This is a genomic window from Bdellovibrio sp. CKG001 (genome assembly GCF_055397465.1).
This window is the reverse complement of record NZ_AP029173.1, coordinates 2,486,813-2,505,165: the sequence shown is the minus strand read 5'-3', so window position 1 is coordinate 2,505,165 and position 18,353 is coordinate 2,486,813. Positions and strand designations below refer to the sequence as shown.

At 46.5% G+C, this 18,353-nt stretch carries 16 protein-coding genes; 2 read left to right on the top strand and 14 right to left on the bottom strand.

All coding sequences use genetic code 11. The annotated features are described in order from the left end of the window. Window positions 1-165 precede the first annotated feature (165 nt). The 8 genes from ACZ50P_RS11835 to ACZ50P_RS11800 form a co-directional block, all read right to left on the bottom strand. Window positions 166-972, bottom strand: coding sequence for a hypothetical protein (locus ACZ50P_RS11835; protein ID WP_464131346.1), 807 nt, complete (start codon window positions 970-972; stop codon window positions 166-168). Between the two features lie 235 nt (window positions 973-1,207). After that, entirely contained in the window at window positions 1,208-1,552 is a 345-nt protein-coding gene (locus ACZ50P_RS11830; protein ID WP_464131344.1) for a hypothetical protein, read from the bottom strand. 301 nt (window positions 1,553-1,853) lie between these two features. Further along, on the bottom strand, window positions 1,854-2,756 hold the full coding sequence (locus ACZ50P_RS11825) for a restriction endonuclease (RefSeq protein ID WP_464131342.1): 903 nt from the start codon (window positions 2,754-2,756) through the stop codon (window positions 1,854-1,856). Next, the gene (locus ACZ50P_RS11820; protein WP_464131340.1) at window positions 2,753-3,568 is read right to left on the bottom strand and encodes an HNH endonuclease; all 816 of its coding nucleotides are present in this window, start codon (window positions 3,566-3,568) and stop codon (window positions 2,753-2,755) included. Before ACZ50P_RS11820 ends, ACZ50P_RS11825 begins: the two co-directional genes overlap by 4 nt. Window positions 3,569-3,612: 44 nt before the next feature. After that, window positions 3,613-4,527, bottom strand: a complete 915-nt coding sequence (locus ACZ50P_RS11815) for a type I restriction endonuclease (protein ID WP_464131338.1) — start codon at window positions 4,525-4,527, stop codon at window positions 3,613-3,615. A 113-nt stretch (window positions 4,528-4,640) separates the two neighbouring features. Then, window positions 4,641-4,955, bottom strand: a complete 315-nt coding sequence (locus ACZ50P_RS11810; RefSeq protein ID WP_464131336.1) for a hypothetical protein — start codon at window positions 4,953-4,955, stop codon at window positions 4,641-4,643. Window positions 4,956-5,211: 256 nt separating this feature from the next. Beyond that, a complete protein-coding gene (locus tag ACZ50P_RS11805) occupies window positions 5,212-6,645 on the bottom strand; it encodes an outer membrane protein assembly factor BamB family protein (protein ID WP_464131334.1) in 1,434 nt (477 codons plus the stop codon). After that, window positions 6,599-8,932 carry a PEP/pyruvate-binding domain-containing protein gene (locus ACZ50P_RS11800; protein WP_464131332.1) on the bottom strand — a complete coding sequence of 778 codons (2,334 nt, stop codon included), beginning with the start codon at window positions 8,930-8,932 and terminating at the stop codon, window positions 6,599-6,601. Before ACZ50P_RS11800 ends, ACZ50P_RS11805 begins: the two co-directional genes overlap by 47 nt. A gap of 267 nt (window positions 8,933-9,199) precedes the next feature. Between ACZ50P_RS11800 and ACZ50P_RS11795 the strand changes: the two genes are divergently transcribed. Next, a complete protein-coding gene (locus ACZ50P_RS11795) occupies window positions 9,200-10,006 on the top strand; it encodes a hypothetical protein (RefSeq protein ID WP_464131330.1) in 807 nt (268 codons plus the stop codon). Here the strand turns inward: ACZ50P_RS11795 and ACZ50P_RS11790 are convergent, their stop codons facing one another. Next, a complete protein-coding gene (locus ACZ50P_RS11790; RefSeq protein ID WP_464120567.1) occupies window positions 10,007-10,435 on the bottom strand; it encodes a phosphate-starvation-inducible PsiE family protein in 429 nt (142 codons plus the stop codon). Between the two features lie 160 nt (window positions 10,436-10,595). On the opposite strand from ACZ50P_RS11790, the gene ACZ50P_RS11785 reads away from it, so the two are divergent. Next, window positions 10,596-13,292, top strand: a complete 2,697-nt coding sequence (locus tag ACZ50P_RS11785) for a cation-translocating P-type ATPase (RefSeq protein ID WP_464131328.1) — start codon at window positions 10,596-10,598, stop codon at window positions 13,290-13,292. Here the strand turns inward: ACZ50P_RS11785 and ACZ50P_RS11780 are convergent, their stop codons facing one another. The 5 genes from ACZ50P_RS11780 to ACZ50P_RS11760 all read right to left on the bottom strand — a co-directional run bounded on the left by ACZ50P_RS11780 (window position 13,293) and on the right by ACZ50P_RS11760 (window position 18,349). Beyond that, a complete protein-coding gene (locus ACZ50P_RS11780; RefSeq protein WP_464131326.1) occupies window positions 13,293-13,889 on the bottom strand; it encodes a DUF502 domain-containing protein in 597 nt (198 codons plus the stop codon). 235 nt (window positions 13,890-14,124) lie between these two features. Continuing rightward, window positions 14,125-14,781, bottom strand: coding sequence for a lipoyl(octanoyl) transferase LipB (gene lipB / locus ACZ50P_RS11775; RefSeq protein ID WP_464131324.1), 657 nt, complete (start codon window positions 14,779-14,781; stop codon window positions 14,125-14,127). 3 nt (window positions 14,782-14,784) lie between these two features. After that, window positions 14,785-15,681 (bottom strand): lipoyl synthase, encoded by an 897-nt coding sequence (gene lipA, locus ACZ50P_RS11770; RefSeq protein ID WP_464120571.1) that lies wholly within the window; start codon window positions 15,679-15,681, stop codon window positions 14,785-14,787. 184 nt (window positions 15,682-15,865) lie between these two features. After that, window positions 15,866-17,677, bottom strand: a complete 1,812-nt coding sequence (locus tag ACZ50P_RS11765; RefSeq protein WP_464131322.1) for a C1 family peptidase — start codon at window positions 17,675-17,677, stop codon at window positions 15,866-15,868. Between the two features lie 261 nt (window positions 17,678-17,938). Continuing rightward, window positions 17,939-18,349 (bottom strand): SOUL family heme-binding protein, encoded by a 411-nt coding sequence (locus ACZ50P_RS11760; RefSeq protein ID WP_464131320.1) that lies wholly within the window; start codon window positions 18,347-18,349, stop codon window positions 17,939-17,941. Between the last annotated feature and the right edge of the window lie 4 nt (window positions 18,350-18,353).

The window sequence follows — 18,353 nt, the reverse complement described above, 5'->3', positions numbered from 1 at the left end:
TTTTAAAAAAGCAGCCTTTGTCTGCCTTTTTTTATTTTAGGTGCAGGTCGCCTAGGCGATCGCTGTTCTCGTTCGAGTTCGCGTGGGGCGCTTTGTCGAAATCTGATCTCACGATAGAAGAGAATTCTGCTAGAGTAGTTGATGGATATCTCCGCATTTTGATACTTAAGTTTCTAAGATACGTTTTTTGATATCCATAGGGATGGCGAAGGTAAGAAAGTAGTCTTTTAGCCATGCGTATTTGCAGAAATTTTCTGATGCATTAAGGTATTCAATTCGCCAGTTTTTAATTACTAGGGCGGCTGCTTCTCTTGCGTATCTAAATGGTGGATTTAGGTTTATGGCAAAGTTAACAAATAAGTGATCATTGTATGCTTGGGGCAGATGATTGTGCTTTCTCCAGTCAAATATCCAATCTTGACCTTCGAATGCAGAATCCTTAGGGGTGGCTACCTGATCGAGAAACTCTTCTTTTGATAAGCCGAGGTCGGCAACGATTAAGGGGTCTAAAATTACTCTTGGGTATTTGGCCTTTAGTTCATGGGCATGGGCCGAAACTAGTGCTGGCCCAACGACGAATTGAGAGTCCATAAATTTAATCTCGCCAAAGGAGATTCCGCCGCGAAGCCAGATTCCTTCCATTGCTAGATAAAATTGTAGGTGGGCAATCCCGGCACAAAGTGCTCGAAGGCTTAATAGCTTAGAATTGAAATCTGTGGAGGTAGGCTCTACAGAAAAGACAATCGAATCACTCATGATCTGGAAGTCAATTTTACCAAAATCGTTCAGGATCTCCGATAGCTTTTCAATCGAGTCCTTGATGATGCTGTAATAGATACTTATTTTTGTTGTGTCAGAGTTGGCAACGAGTTGCTTAAAGCCAAGGACGTCGACAAAAGCAACGTAAGATTTTTTGTACTTGATTAAGTCAACATCTACGGAATTTAGCCCTACATCAGCATCATCGTTCATTAGTACCTCGATAGTTTAATCATGTTGGGCGTTTCTGCCGCCAATTGCTACAAAATTACTTGAATTGCTTGAGGATGAAGCAACCATATTTGATTTAAACGGAGCGGGATATTTTCTCCATTGTGTAATTTCCTACTATGTAGACGCCCTTCAAAACAAAAAAAGAATCTCTGCTGAATGAAGAAGCGAGCCACAACTGACCCTATTGGTTAAATCGGTTGCACATATCCGCTTGTTACCTTTTCTTATCCTCTTTTTTAGTAGGTTTGGATGGCTCCGGAGGCTTGAGTGTAGCAATATCGGTAAGGGAGTTGTAAACAAGATCTTTCTTTTTTGTGGTTTGGTTCGAAGTCTGGCTCTTTGCTGGTTTGCTGCTACTTTTGGTCACTTCTTCTCCTTCGTAATAAGCTTTACTGGTGGCATTTTTGGTAGAGTCGTTTTCTTTCGATTCTGGTGCTACTACTGCTGAAATAAAAATGGCTGTAGTCAAAAAGACGGCAATAGTGAAAATGATCTTTGTAAGAGAATCCAATATCTTCAGGGTATTGTTATTTATAGCTTCAGAGCTTTTGTTTTCCACAATAGTATCTCTACAGAGTTCGGAATTTTTGTGAAAAATAAAAAGCACTAGGCCTACGCAAACTGAAAAGAATATTGAACTTAATATTAACAAAAACTTCAAGAAGTAAGTGGAGCTTAGCTTTTCATGAATTCCTAGCATAAGTCCAATGGCCGCAAGAGAAATGGCTAATATTTGCTTATCGATTCTGTTCTACTTTCTTGGAAAGATCTTAGTATATTTGCATAAAATTCAACTCTTTTATTTGAGTTTTCTTGATCTATTGGTGATTGGTTCATGCTAGGCCCTCAAGTCCCTAAAATTATAAAATGTCTCTTATTGGAAGGAATGACTTTCCTGTTTGTGCCGCAAACTTTTTTTTGCGTCGAATTAGCTCATCAAGCCCGATTCGTCCTTCTAGTACGGCAAGTAGATCATTGTAATCTGAGAGCAGGCAGACCTTTCTGTCAGACCTATCGACTGCTTCAATGGCTTCATTCGTAAAGCCGCTCATTGATAGGAAAAAACCCAAAGTGTTGTCCAGCTTGTTGGTAATTTTGCCCTTGAAAGAGTAGACTGAAGAAGCGGAAAGAGGGTTAGATTCCCACTTTATTTCAAGGAGATATTCGAAGTTTTCGAAGACAAATGAGCCATCTATTTGCTCTCCGTTGATCTTATATGAGGACTTCGGCTCCATTTCAAAGAGAGAGAGTAGTTCACGAAAAATACGTTCGAGTTCGAAGCCGCGCTTTTGTGGAGATAGTGTTGTGGTCTTGTAAAATGCATTCTTAATTGATTCAAGATTTTGATTGAAAGTGTTTATCTCTTTTAGTCGATGCGTCTCATTTTCTGTTCTTTTGGTTGCTGATATTTTTTCTTCATTGTTTTTTAGGTGCTTGGCGGCGTACGCTTTCAGCGCTTTCACTGCTTGGGTTGCATTTGCTATTAGTTTTTGCCCATCTTGCTCTCTAGATAGGTGCTCAAAGTTCTCCATTTTGCATATTTCTTGTACGAAGGATAGCAAAACCTCTCTATGCTCCTTTGCTAGTCTGGATACAATAGCGTCTGAAGTTTCTCTCTTCTTTAAGTCCCAGTTCACATGTACTTGAACTTTATGCTCATTTAATACAGACTGAATGAACTTTCTATGTTGATCTTTTCTCCAAAAGATATGTGTTAATGCTTCCGAAATTAAGATAAGGCCAGTTGGAGAAATCTGCTTCATCGGTTTTCCTGCTTGTTAGTCGAAGAAAAAGCATTGATTCTGATTGCTTCTATCAGTTCTTCAAGTGTTAATGTATTTTCTTTTTTACGGTGGATCATGCAATGACAATTCGCACACAGTGGAATCAGATCCTTCTCTGGGTCAATTTTTACCTCACCATATGTGGTGGATAGAGGCTTGCTATGGTGGATTTGGATATAATTTTTTCCGATTTCACCATAGACTTTTTCAAAATTAAAACCACAGGCTAGGCAGGTTGTGCCATGTATTTTAATTGCTTTAAGTCTGTTGTTCTTGTTGCGTTCATAAATAGTTGTATATATTTCGATCTTGCGGCCGTCAGTGTACGACTCGAGTTCGTCAGGTTCAGTGGCCTGATATGTTTTTTTAGGTTCATGCAGGTGGAGCTTGGCTCGCGCAACAATTGAGTCATAAACTTCGTAAGAGCATTCTCTTACGCCGTCATAGAAGAAGTTACTTTTCCTGTTTTCGGGTATTATTTCCAAGTAGTGATCTTCATCTTTAAATGGAACTGGTATCTCAAAAGGCCGGAAGTCACTAATGACTGCCCAAAGTGCACCTTTTTTGTCTCTGTCTGGATATATCTTCCCAATGGTTGCAATGCCGAAATAGTGAGGATTGGGTGAAAGCCGTGATTGCGCAAATTTTTTATCGCGAATTCTTCCTTTGTAGTAGATGACTTTTGTTCCTGGTCTTAGAAGGCCTTTGTACTTATTCGGAAAATGATAGAGTTCCCCAGTTTTATCGCTCCACGGGGACTCATCATTTTCCGTTATAATAGCAAACATCATCTTCTCCGGAGTTAGTTGCGGTAGCCTACGCTACCGCAAAGCGCTTATGAGGCGGTTTTGCCCTCTAATTGGCCTTCTGAGGTCGGTACTATTGCCTCTTCCGATAATGGCGATGTCGGACCATGATCGTTTGCTGTCAATGTCTTACGTGTTTTTTTGGTCTTGCGGGAAGCACGCTTTTGAGACTTCACGAACTTGTGAATCTCTGCAGCCTTGGTATCATTCCACCCTTTGATTGCATCATTGAGGCCTTGCTCAAGTAACGAGTAAAGGCGGTCAGTCAAAATCTCGTGATTAGCTTTAAATTCATGTTCGCCGCGAACATATTTGGCAACATACCGAACTACGTCTACTGACAGAATGGCTTTGGCCAAACACTCAGGAGAGAACGCCATAGCTTCCTTAGAAAGCTCAGGCCATGTGGAAGTGGTGTACGAGCTCTCATGGAAGTCGAAGAACTCATAAGCCTGTTCTTCCACGGCTTTCTTGGAGACTTCGATAGAATCTTCGGATTTAAGATCGAAAGTAGCGATCTCAATGCCGCCATATTCCGGTAGGGAAAAATCATAAAGCTTCCATTCGCAACCATTAGTCAGAATACCCCAGCGAACATCACCGATCAGGCTTAGATACTCTTTAAGCTGAACTTTACCGCATCGGAAGTCGGATTTATTTAAGTCAAATCCCATTTTTTTAACTTCTACAACGAAGATAGGCTTGTCTTGGTGAAGCACCACAAGATCGGGACGCATTTTGCCCTTAGTTTCCTGCGCGCGGATGGAGTATCCCGCCGAAGCAGAATAACCAAGACAGTTTCTTAGAAAGCTTTGCGCCCAACGTTCGATATCAAGCTCTTTCGTATTAGGATTTGCATCCAAACTCTTTAGTTCATGCAGATGTTCTGTTGCTTGATCCAGTAGGTTGCGAATAGTTCTATCTTGTTTTGTCTCTCTAGACATTTTAGCTCCTTGATGTGGGCTACATTTCGGATTGTTTAGTCAAAAGTTTAGGGATGCCTAAATATAAAGCATTAATTGTTTTGTTCGGTTTTTAACAGGGGTGGAGATGAGTGCTACTTTGGGTACTCTTCATTTTTAAATCCCATTTTGACTCGATCGATTATTACTTGGTCCGATTCGCTACGAGAAGATTGTTGGGATTCATTTGGAAGCTCTTGATTGGCTACAACTCTTTGAGACTTTAGATTTTCTTTTTGTTTCGGACGATTCTTGGTTACTTTTGATGTCGGCGGTGTTTCAGGTGAATTCACTTTTTGGATGACAGATGACTCTTTCTTATCACTGGACAGTAGTGCCGGTGTACCAACCGTAAATGTGACACCTATAGATACTATAGTGAAAAGTGCCGCAACCTTTTCTATGTTCATTGTGATTTACTCCTTGATACGTACCTCTGCTATATACATCGGAATGTTTATAAAATTATTGAGTACATTTTACGAACGGGACAATTTGGTAATCTCTGCGGTTGAGATGTTAAAAATATTTTACGAAGAATGAGCCAAAGAAACGATTGAGGCCAAGACAATCTTTCTCACTGAGTACTCCTTGTTGGGCTTCCTTGATGAAGCAAAGTCCGGTGTCGCAATGTGGGCATTATGAAACCATTTCATGTTTTGTCTTTTAATTTTTAAAACGCAGCGCTCTGAGCACGCCTGCCTGGTCAGCCAGAATCATCAAATCCTTATAAGCTACGACATTGTTGAAAGTCCCTGGCCATTGGCCTTCAGGCTTCCAGACGGATAGCAGGGCCTGGTTTTCTCTGGAATACACATACAGCCCCTCTTCCCCAGGAAGCAGGATTCGATTCTGGGAATCAATCGAAACGGAAGCATAGCTGAGACCCTTGGTTGGCACCTGGATGGTCCATTCAAGTTGGCGAGTCTTTAAATTGAATTGATAAATTTTCCCGTAAATGTCTGAAACAACCAAATGATCACCGCGCACAACCGGTTGGCTGATCAAAGATCCCGTGGTGTTGAATATGAAATAATCCTTCCCACTGGCTTTTTCGTAACAGGACAGTTGGCCAAATTTTAAGTTCTTATAAACGTCCCCGGTAGGAAGGCAGACGACGTTGTTCCAAAGAACGGGGATTCCCCAAACGGAGGTGGGTAAAGGTTTTTCCCAGACCACTTTTCCGGTCTGCAAATTAATCGCGAAGGCCTTGGTAGGGGTTTCTTCAAATCCCGCCTCCAGACCCGAGCCGATATAAGCCTGTTCACCATCCACGGCGGGGAACGTGTCAAAATGCCCAAAAGGAGCTTGCCAGATTTTTTGCATTGTTTCGGGATTGATAGCATAAAGTCCGTCCTTGCCCGCAGGAAAAACCAACAAGGATTGATTCTGGGTTTTGGTGTAAACGGCGGCTCTTTCAATATGCCCGGCTGTTTGGAAGGCTCCGGTGAATTCTCCGGATTTAAGATCGAAGGAATAGATACGGGCGTTATAGGTCAGGTGGATTCCTTCGCCAACATAGATCTTGTTATTGGCAATCACAGGAGAGGCCATGACAGGCTGCCCGATCTCAAATTTTCGCAAGAGCTGGCCGGTTTTAAGATCGACCTCAATCAGGCGGCCTTTTTCTAATCCTGCAAATAAAGAGTCCCCGGCCACCAAAGGCAAACCAAAAACGACACTTTTCAAAGGCAATTCCCAAACCACTTCCAGATCGTTCGAAGCGGGCAAGGCAGATACCGTCGTCGCGAGGGGATTTGTGGTTTCATAATTTCGGTCGGAAGGCTGCGGCGATGCGTTTTGCAGTTCAACCCACCAAAGCGGGTAAGGCCCGTTGGACAGATGCTGAACCCCTTTGATGGCGCCATAGACAATCAAATTCGACACCAGAGCGAAAGCCAGAACTTTTGGTTTCATCAAGACTTCAAAAAGTCTTTTGGGCCCTTCGGCTTTTAGCTCAAAACCGAAAAGGGCCGCAATCCAAGTCGCCACGCTGGTTAAGATCATTCCAATGATTGTGAACGGCAGTACGACCGTTGGAATAATGGCTAATTTAGTTGCTTCGTCTAATTGTCCCGTGATTTCCATCAATCCAAACACGTTCACCTTCTTTAAATAAATGACTTGCTCCGCGAATTTCCCCAACCGCAGGAAGACCCATTTCACGTGCGACAATAGCACAGTGAGATAACACCCCACCACGCGCAACGATAATGCCTTTCGCCCGTTCAAATAGAGGCGTCCAGCCCGGATCGGTGGCTTCGGCGACCAGGACATAGTTATCCGGCCAAGAATCCAAATCCTCGTCTTCGGGGTTATTCACGATGTGGACGACACCAGAGGCAATACCCGAGGACAAGGAAACGCCTTTGACCAGAGGAACTGACGAACTGGCGCTGGCATCCTCGGTCAGAACTTTTTTGAGTTCCCCCAAAGAGAAGGTCATCGGCAAATCCACAGCTTTCAGTGCCTTGGTGAGCTGCTTTCTTTTTTGGATCAGTGCTTGAAGCTCTGAAATGTCTTGGTCTGGCTGCAAAGAAAGGATCTCATTCAGATTAAGCCAGAAGATGTCGTTCCCCAGATTCATCTTTGCAGCAATGGCCAAGGCCAGCCAGCGAATCTGAGCATAGGGCTTCATGACTTCCATTTTGTTTTCTTCACGAATCTGCAAAAGCTTTTGAAGCTCTTGGAACTCTTGTTTGAACACCGGTCTTCTGAGGCTAGAGATCTTCTGCAAGACCTCGTCAAGAAGAGCATTGGTTTTTGGGGCAGGCGCTTTGTTGACGTTAGGCTTGTATTGAGGACGCTGGGTTTCGATCCAACGCGGATGGGAAAGCTCCAGTTCCCCCACGCCACGGTGACCATAGCGTGACAAGAATGAATTCCATTTGTCGTCGCAGTCCGCAACGGCCTTTAATTCCTGATTCATTTCGCTGGCCAGGGTTTGCAGACTGGTGCCAGTCAAAAGCTGCAAAGAACTTTCAGCCTCGTCCTTGCCCAGGTCCTTTGCAATAAGGGCCATAAGACCTTGCGTGGTGGATTCAATCAGCAGAGTCAGTAAAAAGGTTCCCTGCATCGCCGTGGATGAAAATAAGTCACAGAGAGACTTTAGTTTCTGCTGCTGGGACTCTAGCGATTCAGTCTGACATTCTGCCTTGAGAGAGAAGGCATCCTGATTGGCTTGCGAAATGGATCTGGTTGAAGCCAGGACTTTTTTAGCAAGTTCGCGGCGTCCGGTTTGAATATTCCAAGCGACAGTGACCATTTTGAAAATACCATAGGGAGCGCGAGCCAGGATTGGCAAAGACAGTTTACTCCAGGCGAACTCAAGATGCGGGCGAGGATGCGGAACTAACTTGTAAGGCGACTTGCCAAAATAGACCGGCTCTAGAGAATTCAGGTTCAGATAAGCCCGGCCGTAAACCCGATCGAGCAGACTGAATTTTTCGGACCTATTGCCAAGCCCCTCGTAACCGATGGATTTCAGAGCCAAGTCGTAGGCTTGGTTTTCAGCGAAAGTCCGCTGCCAAAGATCGAAAGTCAGCTCGGTCGGAAGCCCTGTCCATTCAGCAAAGGTGTGGCCATCCCAAGTGGTGTCCAAAGAGTGCTGTTTGGAAAGTCTTTGCCACTCTTGATCTAAGATCTTGCGATTGTTGGATGGGGCCGCCATAGCGGTGATCGGGCGGGATTGCAGAATCCAAAAGTGCCCTTCCTGATCGATGGCCCATTCCATGTCCACCTTATAGCCAAATTCCTTTTCAACCTTCAGGCCCCATTGAACGATGGTTTGTAAGTGCTCAGACCGCCAATTCTTTGGCAAAGCGGAAGGACCCTTGTCATCAAAGCGGTAAGGGGTGACCTGACCGGAAACAAGCTGCTCGCCCTGACCTTCAACGACCTCGACCAGCCATGAGCCTTCGGGATTGCGAGGGTCCACGGAAAAGAAGACTCCGGAATACTGCGAATCAATCATACGCTGCACAAGAACGTGCATGGGGATTTGTGGCTGTTCAAAGTGGGAAGCATAGGCTTTGCTGGCGGTGCGATGAACGGCCTGAAAGCAGGTTTTCACAGCCGATTGCAGTTCTTCAGCCGTTTGCAGGTGCAAGAGAGTCACAAACTGGCCAGCATAACTAAAATCACCACTGTCTTCACCAGAGGCAGAGCTTCGTGCGGCCACAGGATATGAACCCATTTCCTTCCACCAACTCAAAAGGGGAGCGAAATCACTTGCACCCTGGGGTTCATGAAAAACAACAGACCCAGGGGGAACCGGGAAGCCCTTTTGAAGCAGGTGAGCCAGGGTTGCCGCTTTGCCTCCCATCAACTTAATTTCTGAAGCTGTGGCATTACGAATATCCTGAAACGCCGAAAGTTCCGTTTCCATAAGTCTTTCCTTTGAGCAAAAGGACTACCACCTTTAGCAAAGGGGAGCAACAGCCATAGGGGGAGGGCCTATTCCTCCATAGGCGGCCATCAGGATTACCCCCTGGGAGGAGAGGTTGGCTCTGGTGGCCCGGATTGGAAAGCCATCCCGGATCTCAGAACCCTTTCTAAATTCTAGGATGCAAGTCCGTTTTTCGCACTTGAAGTCCAATATATTCGAGTTGCGGATCCGTTGTTGTGGCATAAACGATGAAAATGACAATACGGTATGAACAAAATATTAATCACCTTAGTTGGATTTGCTGTAGTTCTGGTCGCTCACACTCGCGGAACCGTGCCCCCATCTCATTCAGAAAGAGGGGGCTCCGCGAGACTTCTGCCAGCCAAGGTTCAAATAGAAAGGCAAGCTCAAGACGCCTTGCCGAAGCCACATCATCCATCTTCAGATAATGTGCCCCCAGTGGTGGCGACGGCAGCTCCCAAGAATGACGCTGCAGAGGAAACTCAAGTGCACGCTCCCAAAGCGCCTCAGAACCTCGATCGAGATGTCCTGTTTTCGCCTTATAAAGTCACCATCACGAATCAGGACTCCCCCCTGGGGCGCACTCCGAAGTCACTTCAGAAGATCAAGTCCTTGGCCTCTATAAAGCACTTTGATTCAGTGCCTTCCTTGCGGTTCCTGTCCGGTAATTTTATTGGGGCCTATCAACGAGGGGGTAGCCTTAACGTCATACGGTTGGCGCTGTTTTTTAAAGATGATAATTTGGACGAGATGTCTTCTGTTTCTTGTGCAGGAATACTTCAACGGCACCCAACGAGTCAGAGTCTGTCAGGAAGCCTTCAGGACCAAACGGTGGAGTTTTTTTCAATGGATGGAAAGACGGAGAACCAAAGAAGTCTTCTTGTGGTGATCAAGGATCAGATTGTCATTCATGCGTGGCAGGTCGATAAAAGAGCAAAAAAACTCTGGGCTAAGGTTTATCTTGTGCAGAAGAAAGGTGATCTTTTGGAGCTGGGATATGCCCAGCTGGAACAGGCCAAAGAAATCTTTGGCTCGTGCTCTAGCATAAATTGATTATGTTGATTCAGGGGGGCGTGACTTTTTGATGATGTAGTATGCGGCTCCAAGTGCGACAATAAGAGCCGCAATCCCGACCAGCGTAAGAGCAGGAGTTTCTTTAAAGTCGAGTGTGATAACCTTCCTCGATAATGCAATCAATGTAACAAGAATCACAACTTCGGCGCGCGCCGAGCTTTGATGAAGATACAGCTTCAGCGTTTCAACAAGTTCGATTCCTATCAAGACCAAAAGAAACATCGAAAATATATCTAAGAGCTCGTTCACATCTAAAAGTATGATGGGCGGTGTGATGATGTCTTTGATGAGCAGCCAGATGAGATCAATAACGGTGAGGCAAACAACAATGCTCATCAAGACGATCAGGATCCCAGTCACGATTCGTTCGAACTGTTTTAAGTAATCCATATTTCCATTTGTCGCCACGAACGCCTCTCAGGTTCAAAATTCACAGCCTCAGTTCTTAAATTAGACCCTATTAATGAACTGGGCAAGATGCTCAGCAAGTGGCGTCTTTTAACAGTAGATTCCTTCATGACTTCTCTTTTGGGACCCATCATCCTTTGATATAAAGGGGACGTCTAAAATGGATCAGCGTGATCAATCTCAATATGTCTATGCAATGACTGGAGACGAAGTCTTAAAGCTTCTCTCAAGTCAAGTTGAGGGTCTTTCCCAAGAAGAGGTTCAAAAGCGCCAATCCAAATATGGTAAGAACATCCTTCCCCAAGCGGAAGGCGAAGGTGTGCTCAAAATATTCTTTCGTCAGATTCACAACCCCTTAATATACATTCTTCTGTCTTCTTCTGCTCTTGCATTTCTCATGGGAAAGTCGACAGACGGAACCATTGTGCTTTTCGTCGTGGTGATAAATGCCTTCATTGGCTTCTTTCAGGAATTCCGCGCCGGGAAAGCCGTCCAGGCCCTTTCAGCTATGATTCCAAACAAAGTCCGGGTCATCCGTGACAAGCAACGGCTTGAGATCGACTCAACGGATCTGGTCCCAGGTGATATTGTGCATTTGTACAGTGGCGACAAAGTTGCAGCTGACATGAGGCTGCTCGAGGTAAAAACGCTTAGGATCGAAGAGGCGGCCCTTACTGGGGAGTCGGTTCCAACTGAGAAAATCATCAGTCCAGTCGAAAAAGACAAGGTCGTTGGCGATCGGCTGAACATGGCTTTTAGCGGAACTCTAGTTTCTTTTGGTCAAGGGACGGGTGTTGTCACCGGCACTGGAGATCGAACGGAGCTTGGACGAATAGCCAAGTTGCTGAAGAGTGCAACAAAAGTTGAAACTCCACTGACTCGATCCTTAGACTCAATCGGTAAGATCCTGACGATAGCTATTTTGATCGTGGCAGTTGTTTTGCTTGTCATCAGTCTTTGGCGTGGGTTTCCTATCGTTGAAGCCGTCCTTGCATCGATTACATTAGCCGTTGCTGCGATTCCAGAAGGGCTTCCTGCTATTATAACTATTGCGCTGGCCATTGGTGTTCGCAGGATGGCTTTACGAAAAGCAGTTATCCGTAAGCTTCCTGCCGTTGAAACTCTCGGGTCGACCACAGTTATTTGTTCGGACAAAACAGGAACATTGACCAAAAACGAAATGACGGTTCAGGCTCTTTGGACACCGCAGGCAGATTACCGTGTCACTGGTGTTGGATACACTAATGACGGAAAGATTCTCCTCGACGGCATTATCTTGAATGAGCCAGGTGATGATATACAGGACCTTCTGAAGGCGGGCGTTCTGTGTAACGATTCAGAAGTTGTCAATGAGGGTGAGAATCGGAAAGTGCAAGGGGATCCTACAGAAGCGTCATTAATCGTGGCCTTCGAAAAGGCCAATGGCGTCGTGGCAGCGATAAAGTCCGATCATCCTCGGCTGGACTCTATTCCCTTCGAATCAGAGAGGCAATACATGGCAACTCTCCATCAAGATGGCAACCAAGGGGTTCTCTTTCTCAAGGGGGCGCCAGAGGTCATCTTAAGGGCTGTGTCCTCTGAAGAGGTCGTTGTCAACGAGGCCCGTAGCCGAATTTCTTCCTATGCGGCCCAGGGGATGCGGGTGCTGGCATTTGCGCGAAAAACCTTTCAAGGACATGAACTTACAGAGGCAGGTTGCCATGGTGGTTTTGAGCTTCTCGGCCTTCAAGCTATGATTGACCCACCAAGGGAAGAGGTGATCCAGGCCATTGCTGATTGTCATAGAGCCGGTATCGTCGTGAAGATGATTACAGGGGATCATCCAGAGACCGCGGAAGCTATCGCGCGGGAACTAAATATCTCTACCGGGAAGCCCGCCTTGACTGGTTCCCAGGTAGAGAAAATGCGGGATGAGGAACTTGATGGTTTGGTCGCCCATATGAATGTATTTGCTCGGGTTGCCCCTGAGCACAAACTTCGACTTGTTAAAGCTCTGCAGCGAACTGGAAATGTGACAGCGATGACCGGCGATGGAGTGAATGATGCTCCTGCACTGAAGCAATCTGATATTGGCATTGCCATGGGAATTACGGGAACGTCTGTCTCAAAAGAGGCGGCCGATCTTGTTTTGCTGGACGACAATTTCACAACAATTAGAACAGCAGTCGAAGAGGGCAGAAGGATCTATGACAACCTAATCAAGTCACTTGCGTTCGTACTGCCGACCAATTTAGGTCAGGCGTTTATCATTCTTATTGCAGTTGCGTTTTTCCCAAGGGAAGAGGGGCATCTCTTAATGCCGATCCTGCCTGTTCAAATTCTGTGGATCAACCTTGTGGCCTCCGTAGCCCTCTCACTGCCTCTTGCCTTTGAAGCTAAAGAGCCTGATATCATGTCGCGACCACCTAGGCCCCCAAAAGAGAAAGTTTTAGGAAAGTTTGTTTTGTGGCGAACTTTGATTGTCGCACTGATTATGGCTTTAGGTGCCCTTGCGCTTTTTCGCTATGAATTGAACGTCGCTCGGGAGCTCGGACATGATTTCGAAGATGTCGTTCGCAAAGCGCAAACCATGGCTGTTAACACTGTTATTTTCTTCCAGATCTTCTATTTTCTGCAATGCCGTTCCCTTAAGAGCACGCTGTTCAAGATCGGAGTTTTCTCGAACCCAACGGCCTTTCTTGGTATCGGCAGTTTGATTCTGCTACAAATTGCCTTTGTTCATCTGCCATTTATGAACAAGTTCTTTCACTCAGGTCCTTTGCCTGTTGAAGACTGGTTGAAATCAATTGCGGTCGGAGCGCTTGTGTTTCCCGTTATTGCTTTTGAAAAGATCGTGCGTCAGTCAACTAAGCGCTAATCATTTGAGGATCCACGCACTTAAGTTGGCCTGCATTGCCTTATCAAAAGACATGTTCAGATCCTGAATCTTGTCCTTATTTACAAACACCGTGAAGCCTCCTCCCACCATGTACGCCAGGGGTATGTACACGGCCACCAAGTCCTCCATGGGTTCATTCGTCGGCAATGTGTTCAAATCTGTTCTGGTTAAGAATCCAGCAATTCTAAATTCAGGATTGTCGAATTTTACAATGACTGCTTTTCCGTGGGGGCTTGCTTCTGCTTTTTTGAAGAAATCTGTCAAGTCGCGAATAGAGACGTAGATTGCCCCCAAAACAGGAATTCTGATGATAGTTCTTTCCAACCACTCCTTGATAAACTTCGCGACAAAAAGATCCGAAGTTCTTCCCAACACATAGATCAAAACCAGACCGCCACCGATGCCAACGCCGAAAGGCAAGGTGATTCCCATTGGTACCAATATCCCTGAAAAAACCTTATCAAAAAAATCTGCAAGCCAGTAAAGGAAGTAGAAACTCAGAATGAATGGAAGAAGAACAATAGCCCCTTTTACGAGATTGTCAGAAATATTCTGTCTTAATCCTTCGGTCTTCATATTTTTACCCCTGCTGACTTCAAATTTTCACCTAATTGCCGCCAACAAAGAAACTAAAAACGGTCATGAAATTCATATTGCTTAAAAGCAGAATGTATCCAACATCGGAAGGAGTTAGTCTGTCGTTTAATAGGCCTGCGGTGTTTGACAAGAAGAATGAGGCTTTTGGCAAGTGCCATAGTTAAGCTTTTCTGAAGTTACCAGGGCAGGGCGGGGGGCTCTTGAGATTAATAAATTAAAGAACTTCCGCAAGATGTGATCTAAGGCGTTTTTTAAACTCATCAATATCGATGGGCTTCCCAGTTTCTTTTTCTAAACTGGTCATTACATTGCTTTTAAGGCCGCAGGGGTTCATCCCTTGGAAGGCTTCGGGGTCTTCAATAAGATTGATGGCGGCTCCGTGGAAGGTGATCCATTTTCTGACACCAATTCCCAAGGATGCAATTTTCTGTGTGCCAATCCAGACACCGGTTTCGTTATTTTCAACCTGTGTCAGAGGATTTTTTTGCAGCGACCGACCGACAACATTGGCGACACCGTAGCCGCTAATAACTTGGGCGATGGCGGATTCGAGTGTTCTTAAGTAACCTGCGATCTCATGAGAAGATCGGCCCTTGCGCGGACGAGTGAGATTTAAGATCGGATAGACAACAAGCTGGTTGGGTCCGTGATAAGTGGCTCGGCCCCCTCGCGAGACCTCCACGGTATCGCCCTTCCAAGCAAAGACATCGCCGGGTTGGGTGGCTCTTCCTAAGGTGACAACGGGTGGATGTTGGCAAAAGATCAAATACCCGGGGAGCTCTTGTTTGTGCAAAGTTTCAACCAGCTCCAGTTGCTTGGTCAGAGCAAGCTCATAAGGAATCAGTCCCCAGTCTTCGAAAATCAGATCCATGATTTATCTCAATCCTCTTTCGACAAGGCTTTTCATGAAGAATTCACCCGCACGGTAAGAACTGCGAACCAGGGGGCCGGAGGCTACGTAAAGGAATCCCATGTCCTCAGAGATCCGTTTCCACTCGTCAAATTTTTCGGGGGTGACATATTCCATCACTTTTAAGTGGCGCGGAGTCGGTTGGAGGTATTGACCGAAGGTGACCACATCGCAGTCGATCTCTCGAAGGTCCTTGAGTGTTTGCAAAATTTCTTCGTCGGTTTCACCAAGCCCCAGCATCAAAGAGGTCTTCGTATAGCGTGAAGGATCACGATCCTTAACGGATTTTAGAACCTGCAAACTTTGACGATAGCCGGCTCGGGGATCTCTTACTTTTGGGGTGAGTCTTTCAACTGTTTCCACGTTGTGGGCATAGACATCGGGTTTGGCATCGGTGAGCTTGTAAATCAATTCCGTGTCGCCGCGGAAGTCACCGGCTAGAATCTCGATAATAAGATTCGGGGAGCCTTTTTTGACCTCATGAAGGGTTTTGACGAAGTGTTCAGCCCCTTGATCGGGAAGGTCATCCCGGTCCACGGTGGTGATGACGACATATTCGAGGTTCATTTTGGCAATAGATTCTGCGACTTTTTGGGGCTCCAGAGGATCAAGCACCTTTTTGGGATTTCCCGTTTTTACGTTGCAGAAACGGCAGCCTCGCGTGCAGACATCGCCCATGATCATGATCGTCGCAGTGCCACCATTCCAGCATTCCCCAATATTGGGGCAACGGGCAGACTGGCAAACTGTTGCAAGCTTTAGTTCCGACATCATTCCCTTGAGATTTTCATAGGTTTCCCCGGTGGATGCGCGAACCTTAAGCCAGCCCGGTTTTTCGAGAGTTTTCGTGTCTTTTTGCATGTGAACCTCTGCAGTCGATATCGTCTTTTAGCTTAACCTGGGGGGTATGTAAATCTTAGACTGCCAACTGCTCCTCGGGCTTTGGGTCGACGGAAGCTCCAATGCCCGTTGCTAAAGAGCCTCAGAGCTTCCGTCGCGATGTTCCATTTTCTCCGTATAAAGTCACCAACAGCTGTCCATCACTTTACGGCCACTTGATAACCGCACCTGTCGACATAGCTGAAGCATTGCCGCTCGAATCCACGGCAACCACCTGATAGGTGTATTGCACGCCTCGGGTAATATTACTATTGCGGTAGCTCAAGTTTGTGGTTTCCCCCAGCTTCACACCGTTGCGATAGATCACATATTTTTGCACAGCCACGTTGTCCGTGGAGGCTTGCCAGGTCAGATCGACTCGGGCGGATTTTCCACCACGAAGATAAGTCAGAGTCGCTTTGACATTCCCCGGGACTGTGGGAGCCAAGGTGTCGGCGGGTGGGGCTACCGGGGCATTGCCAGCTCTCAGAGTGGATGTGTTCGCATCAACGTAAGAGGGAACTCCTGCCGCCGAAAGCAGGGTGTTTCCCTGGGCCGGGTTTACGATGTTGAAGCGCAACGTGCTCAAAGGACTTCCCACGGTCGAGTCCTTTTCAATCAGATAGAAGTACTGATTGTTGATATCAGACCCCGCCAAAGAGGAAATATCAAAGTAGAAAGAGCCTTGTTTTTCTAAAGACGTTCCGTCAAACGCCCAGTTGCCACCGTTGTTAACAAAAGCAAACGGTGTCCAGTAGGCTGCAGGTTTGGTCGTTGTATTTGTCGAAGATCCAAACTGCAAGGACACTTGCGAACGCAGGGCGTGGGACATGCTGACTTCGGCTAGAAGTTTCGGGGTGTAGGCTGTGTAGGTTGTAAATTCAACGGTTCCGACTTGCGTCAGTTGCACTCGGCCAGCTGGGGCGAAGTTCGGAACTGTCGAAGTCGCACGGAAGGCATCATAAGAAGCCCAGCCGAAGCCTTGATTGCCCCAGGTTGTTCCGAAGGAGTTTGCAATCTTGAATGCGCCAAGTTCCTGGCTTTCCACAAGGCCATTCCCGTTGATGTCAGTCCAGATTGTGTCGTCATACCCAACAATTGTAATCGCATGACCCGCGACAGTGCCATTCAGGTGAGTCACGATGATCTGGCCCACAAAAGGATTCGATCCCACGTTGGGATTAGCTTGAACCTTCTTATAGACCCAGCTGTTTGCATAAGTTCCGGTGATCACGACGTGACCGTTGGCAAGCATCTGTTTTAGTGACGCCATGCCGGCGTCGGTATTGACCACCATATAGCTCGACGGACGCATGCGCGAGTTGATGGCATTCTTCCAATGCTGAGGGTTCATACTCCAGGCGCGATAGTCCGTGTCATAGGGGAACTCCGAGTTCAAAGCGGCCCCATGCTTTTCCAGAACAGACAGAGCGGCTGAGAAATTAGAGCCGTTGTCGCTGCCGCCGTTAATAAGATTGTAAGTCCATTTCGGAGAGTAGATGCGCTGGCCATAGTTTTTGTTATTACAACCCAAGGTCAGACACACTTCGTGGCTCATCATGTAGTAGGTCGACGCAAAGGCAACACAGGAGCCTAAGCCACCTTGATTGGCGATCGGTGGGAAGGAGGCTAAGGCCGAGTTGTCGACCTGAGCCGGCGCACTTCCCAGTGCAGTGCTGTAGATTCCGTCAGAGGAGGCAGCTCCCAGGTTTTCTTCCGTTTCGAATTCCGGCAGGGAAAGATCCGCAGAAAGGGGAGGCTCACCGCGGTGACTACGCTCTTTGTTAATACGTTCCAGCCCCAGACGGTTGGGGCGTACCTTCTTGACCTTCTTTGTGTGAAGTTTTTTGCTCTCCTCAGCCGTCATTGCTTTAAGACCAGGGCGGAAGGCGGTGTTATTCTGCGCAAAGCTATGAGAAACGTTCAAAAGGAGCGTCAGGGACAGGGCCGCTCCAGCAGGCATAAAGTAATTTCTCATGGGGTTCATCTCCAGAGTTATATTGTGGTACTAAACGCAACGGCAGATTTGGGCTGAAGTCTTAATGTCGAACGGAAAAAATATGTGAATGCGAGGTGCTTCCCGCAGAAAGTGAAAAAGGACTGTACAGATTGCGGCAAATTTCCGGGTTGTTACTTGTATGCGGTGGGGCTGTTAGAGCCGACGAAGGGGTGCCTTAGTTAAAGCCATTAGAACTGACCCACTCTTAAAAAGAGGGAGTCAGCATTCATTCCTCAGTGTTTATTTGGTCTCATCAGTCTTGTTGTGTGTGCGGACTTCGATCATTACTTCATTCCTTCGTAAAAAAGGAAGTGTCCACGGTGGGTCATAGCCAGCAAACACCGGTTCAGAGACCTGTTGGTAAGTTCCATTTTTAGTCAGCCACTTCAGCAATTCATCGGCTTTCTCCTGATTTTTTTCTTCCGACCAAGTCCCAGAGTACCGAAGAATCGCGAAAAGTTTAGCAGGAACCGACATGAGCTTCACACGCGGATCTTTGGGGCGAGGCAGGTCTTGCATAGAATACTTTGACGGCATCATAAAACTCATCTGCCAACCATCTGCGACTTTCGTTTGCACCACGGGTGCCGTCATCTGAATCTTTTCTGAAGATGGCGCCGCCACATGGCGGCTACAGACTTTATGCTGCAACGGG

What these genes read in the sequence shown, in the direction of transcription:
- ACZ50P_RS11835 (WP_464131346.1), bottom strand. Translation starts at nt 972, where the DNA reads ATGAACGATGATGCTGATGTAGGGCTAAATTCCGTAGATGTTGACTTA.
- ACZ50P_RS11825 (WP_464131342.1), bottom strand. Translation starts at nt 2,756, where the DNA reads ATGAAGCAGATTTCTCCAACTGGCCTTATCTTAATTTCGGAAGCATTA.
- ACZ50P_RS11820 (WP_464131340.1), bottom strand. Translation starts at nt 3,568, where the DNA reads ATGATGTTTGCTATTATAACGGAAAATGATGAGTCCCCGTGGAGCGAT.
- ACZ50P_RS11815 (WP_464131338.1), bottom strand. Translation starts at nt 4,527, where the DNA reads ATGTCTAGAGAGACAAAACAAGATAGAACTATTCGCAACCTACTGGAT.
- ACZ50P_RS11810 (WP_464131336.1), bottom strand. Translation starts at nt 4,955, where the DNA reads ATGAACATAGAAAAGGTTGCGGCACTTTTCACTATAGTATCTATAGGT.
- ACZ50P_RS11800 (WP_464131332.1), bottom strand. Translation starts at nt 8,932, where the DNA reads ATGGAAACGGAACTTTCGGCGTTTCAGGATATTCGTAATGCCACAGCT.
- ACZ50P_RS11795 (WP_464131330.1), top strand. Translation starts at nt 9,200, where the DNA reads ATGAACAAAATATTAATCACCTTAGTTGGATTTGCTGTAGTTCTGGTC.
- ACZ50P_RS11785 (WP_464131328.1), top strand. Translation starts at nt 10,596, where the DNA reads ATGGATCAGCGTGATCAATCTCAATATGTCTATGCAATGACTGGAGAC.
- ACZ50P_RS11780 (WP_464131326.1), bottom strand. Translation starts at nt 13,889, where the DNA reads ATGAAGACCGAAGGATTAAGACAGAATATTTCTGACAATCTCGTAAAA.
- lipB (WP_464131324.1), bottom strand. Translation starts at nt 14,781, where the DNA reads ATGGATCTGATTTTCGAAGACTGGGGACTGATTCCTTATGAGCTTGCT.
- lipA (WP_464120571.1), bottom strand. Translation starts at nt 15,681, where the DNA reads ATGCAAAAAGACACGAAAACTCTCGAAAAACCGGGCTGGCTTAAGGTT.
- ACZ50P_RS11765 (WP_464131322.1), bottom strand. Translation starts at nt 17,677, where the DNA reads ATGAGAAATTACTTTATGCCTGCTGGAGCGGCCCTGTCCCTGACGCTC.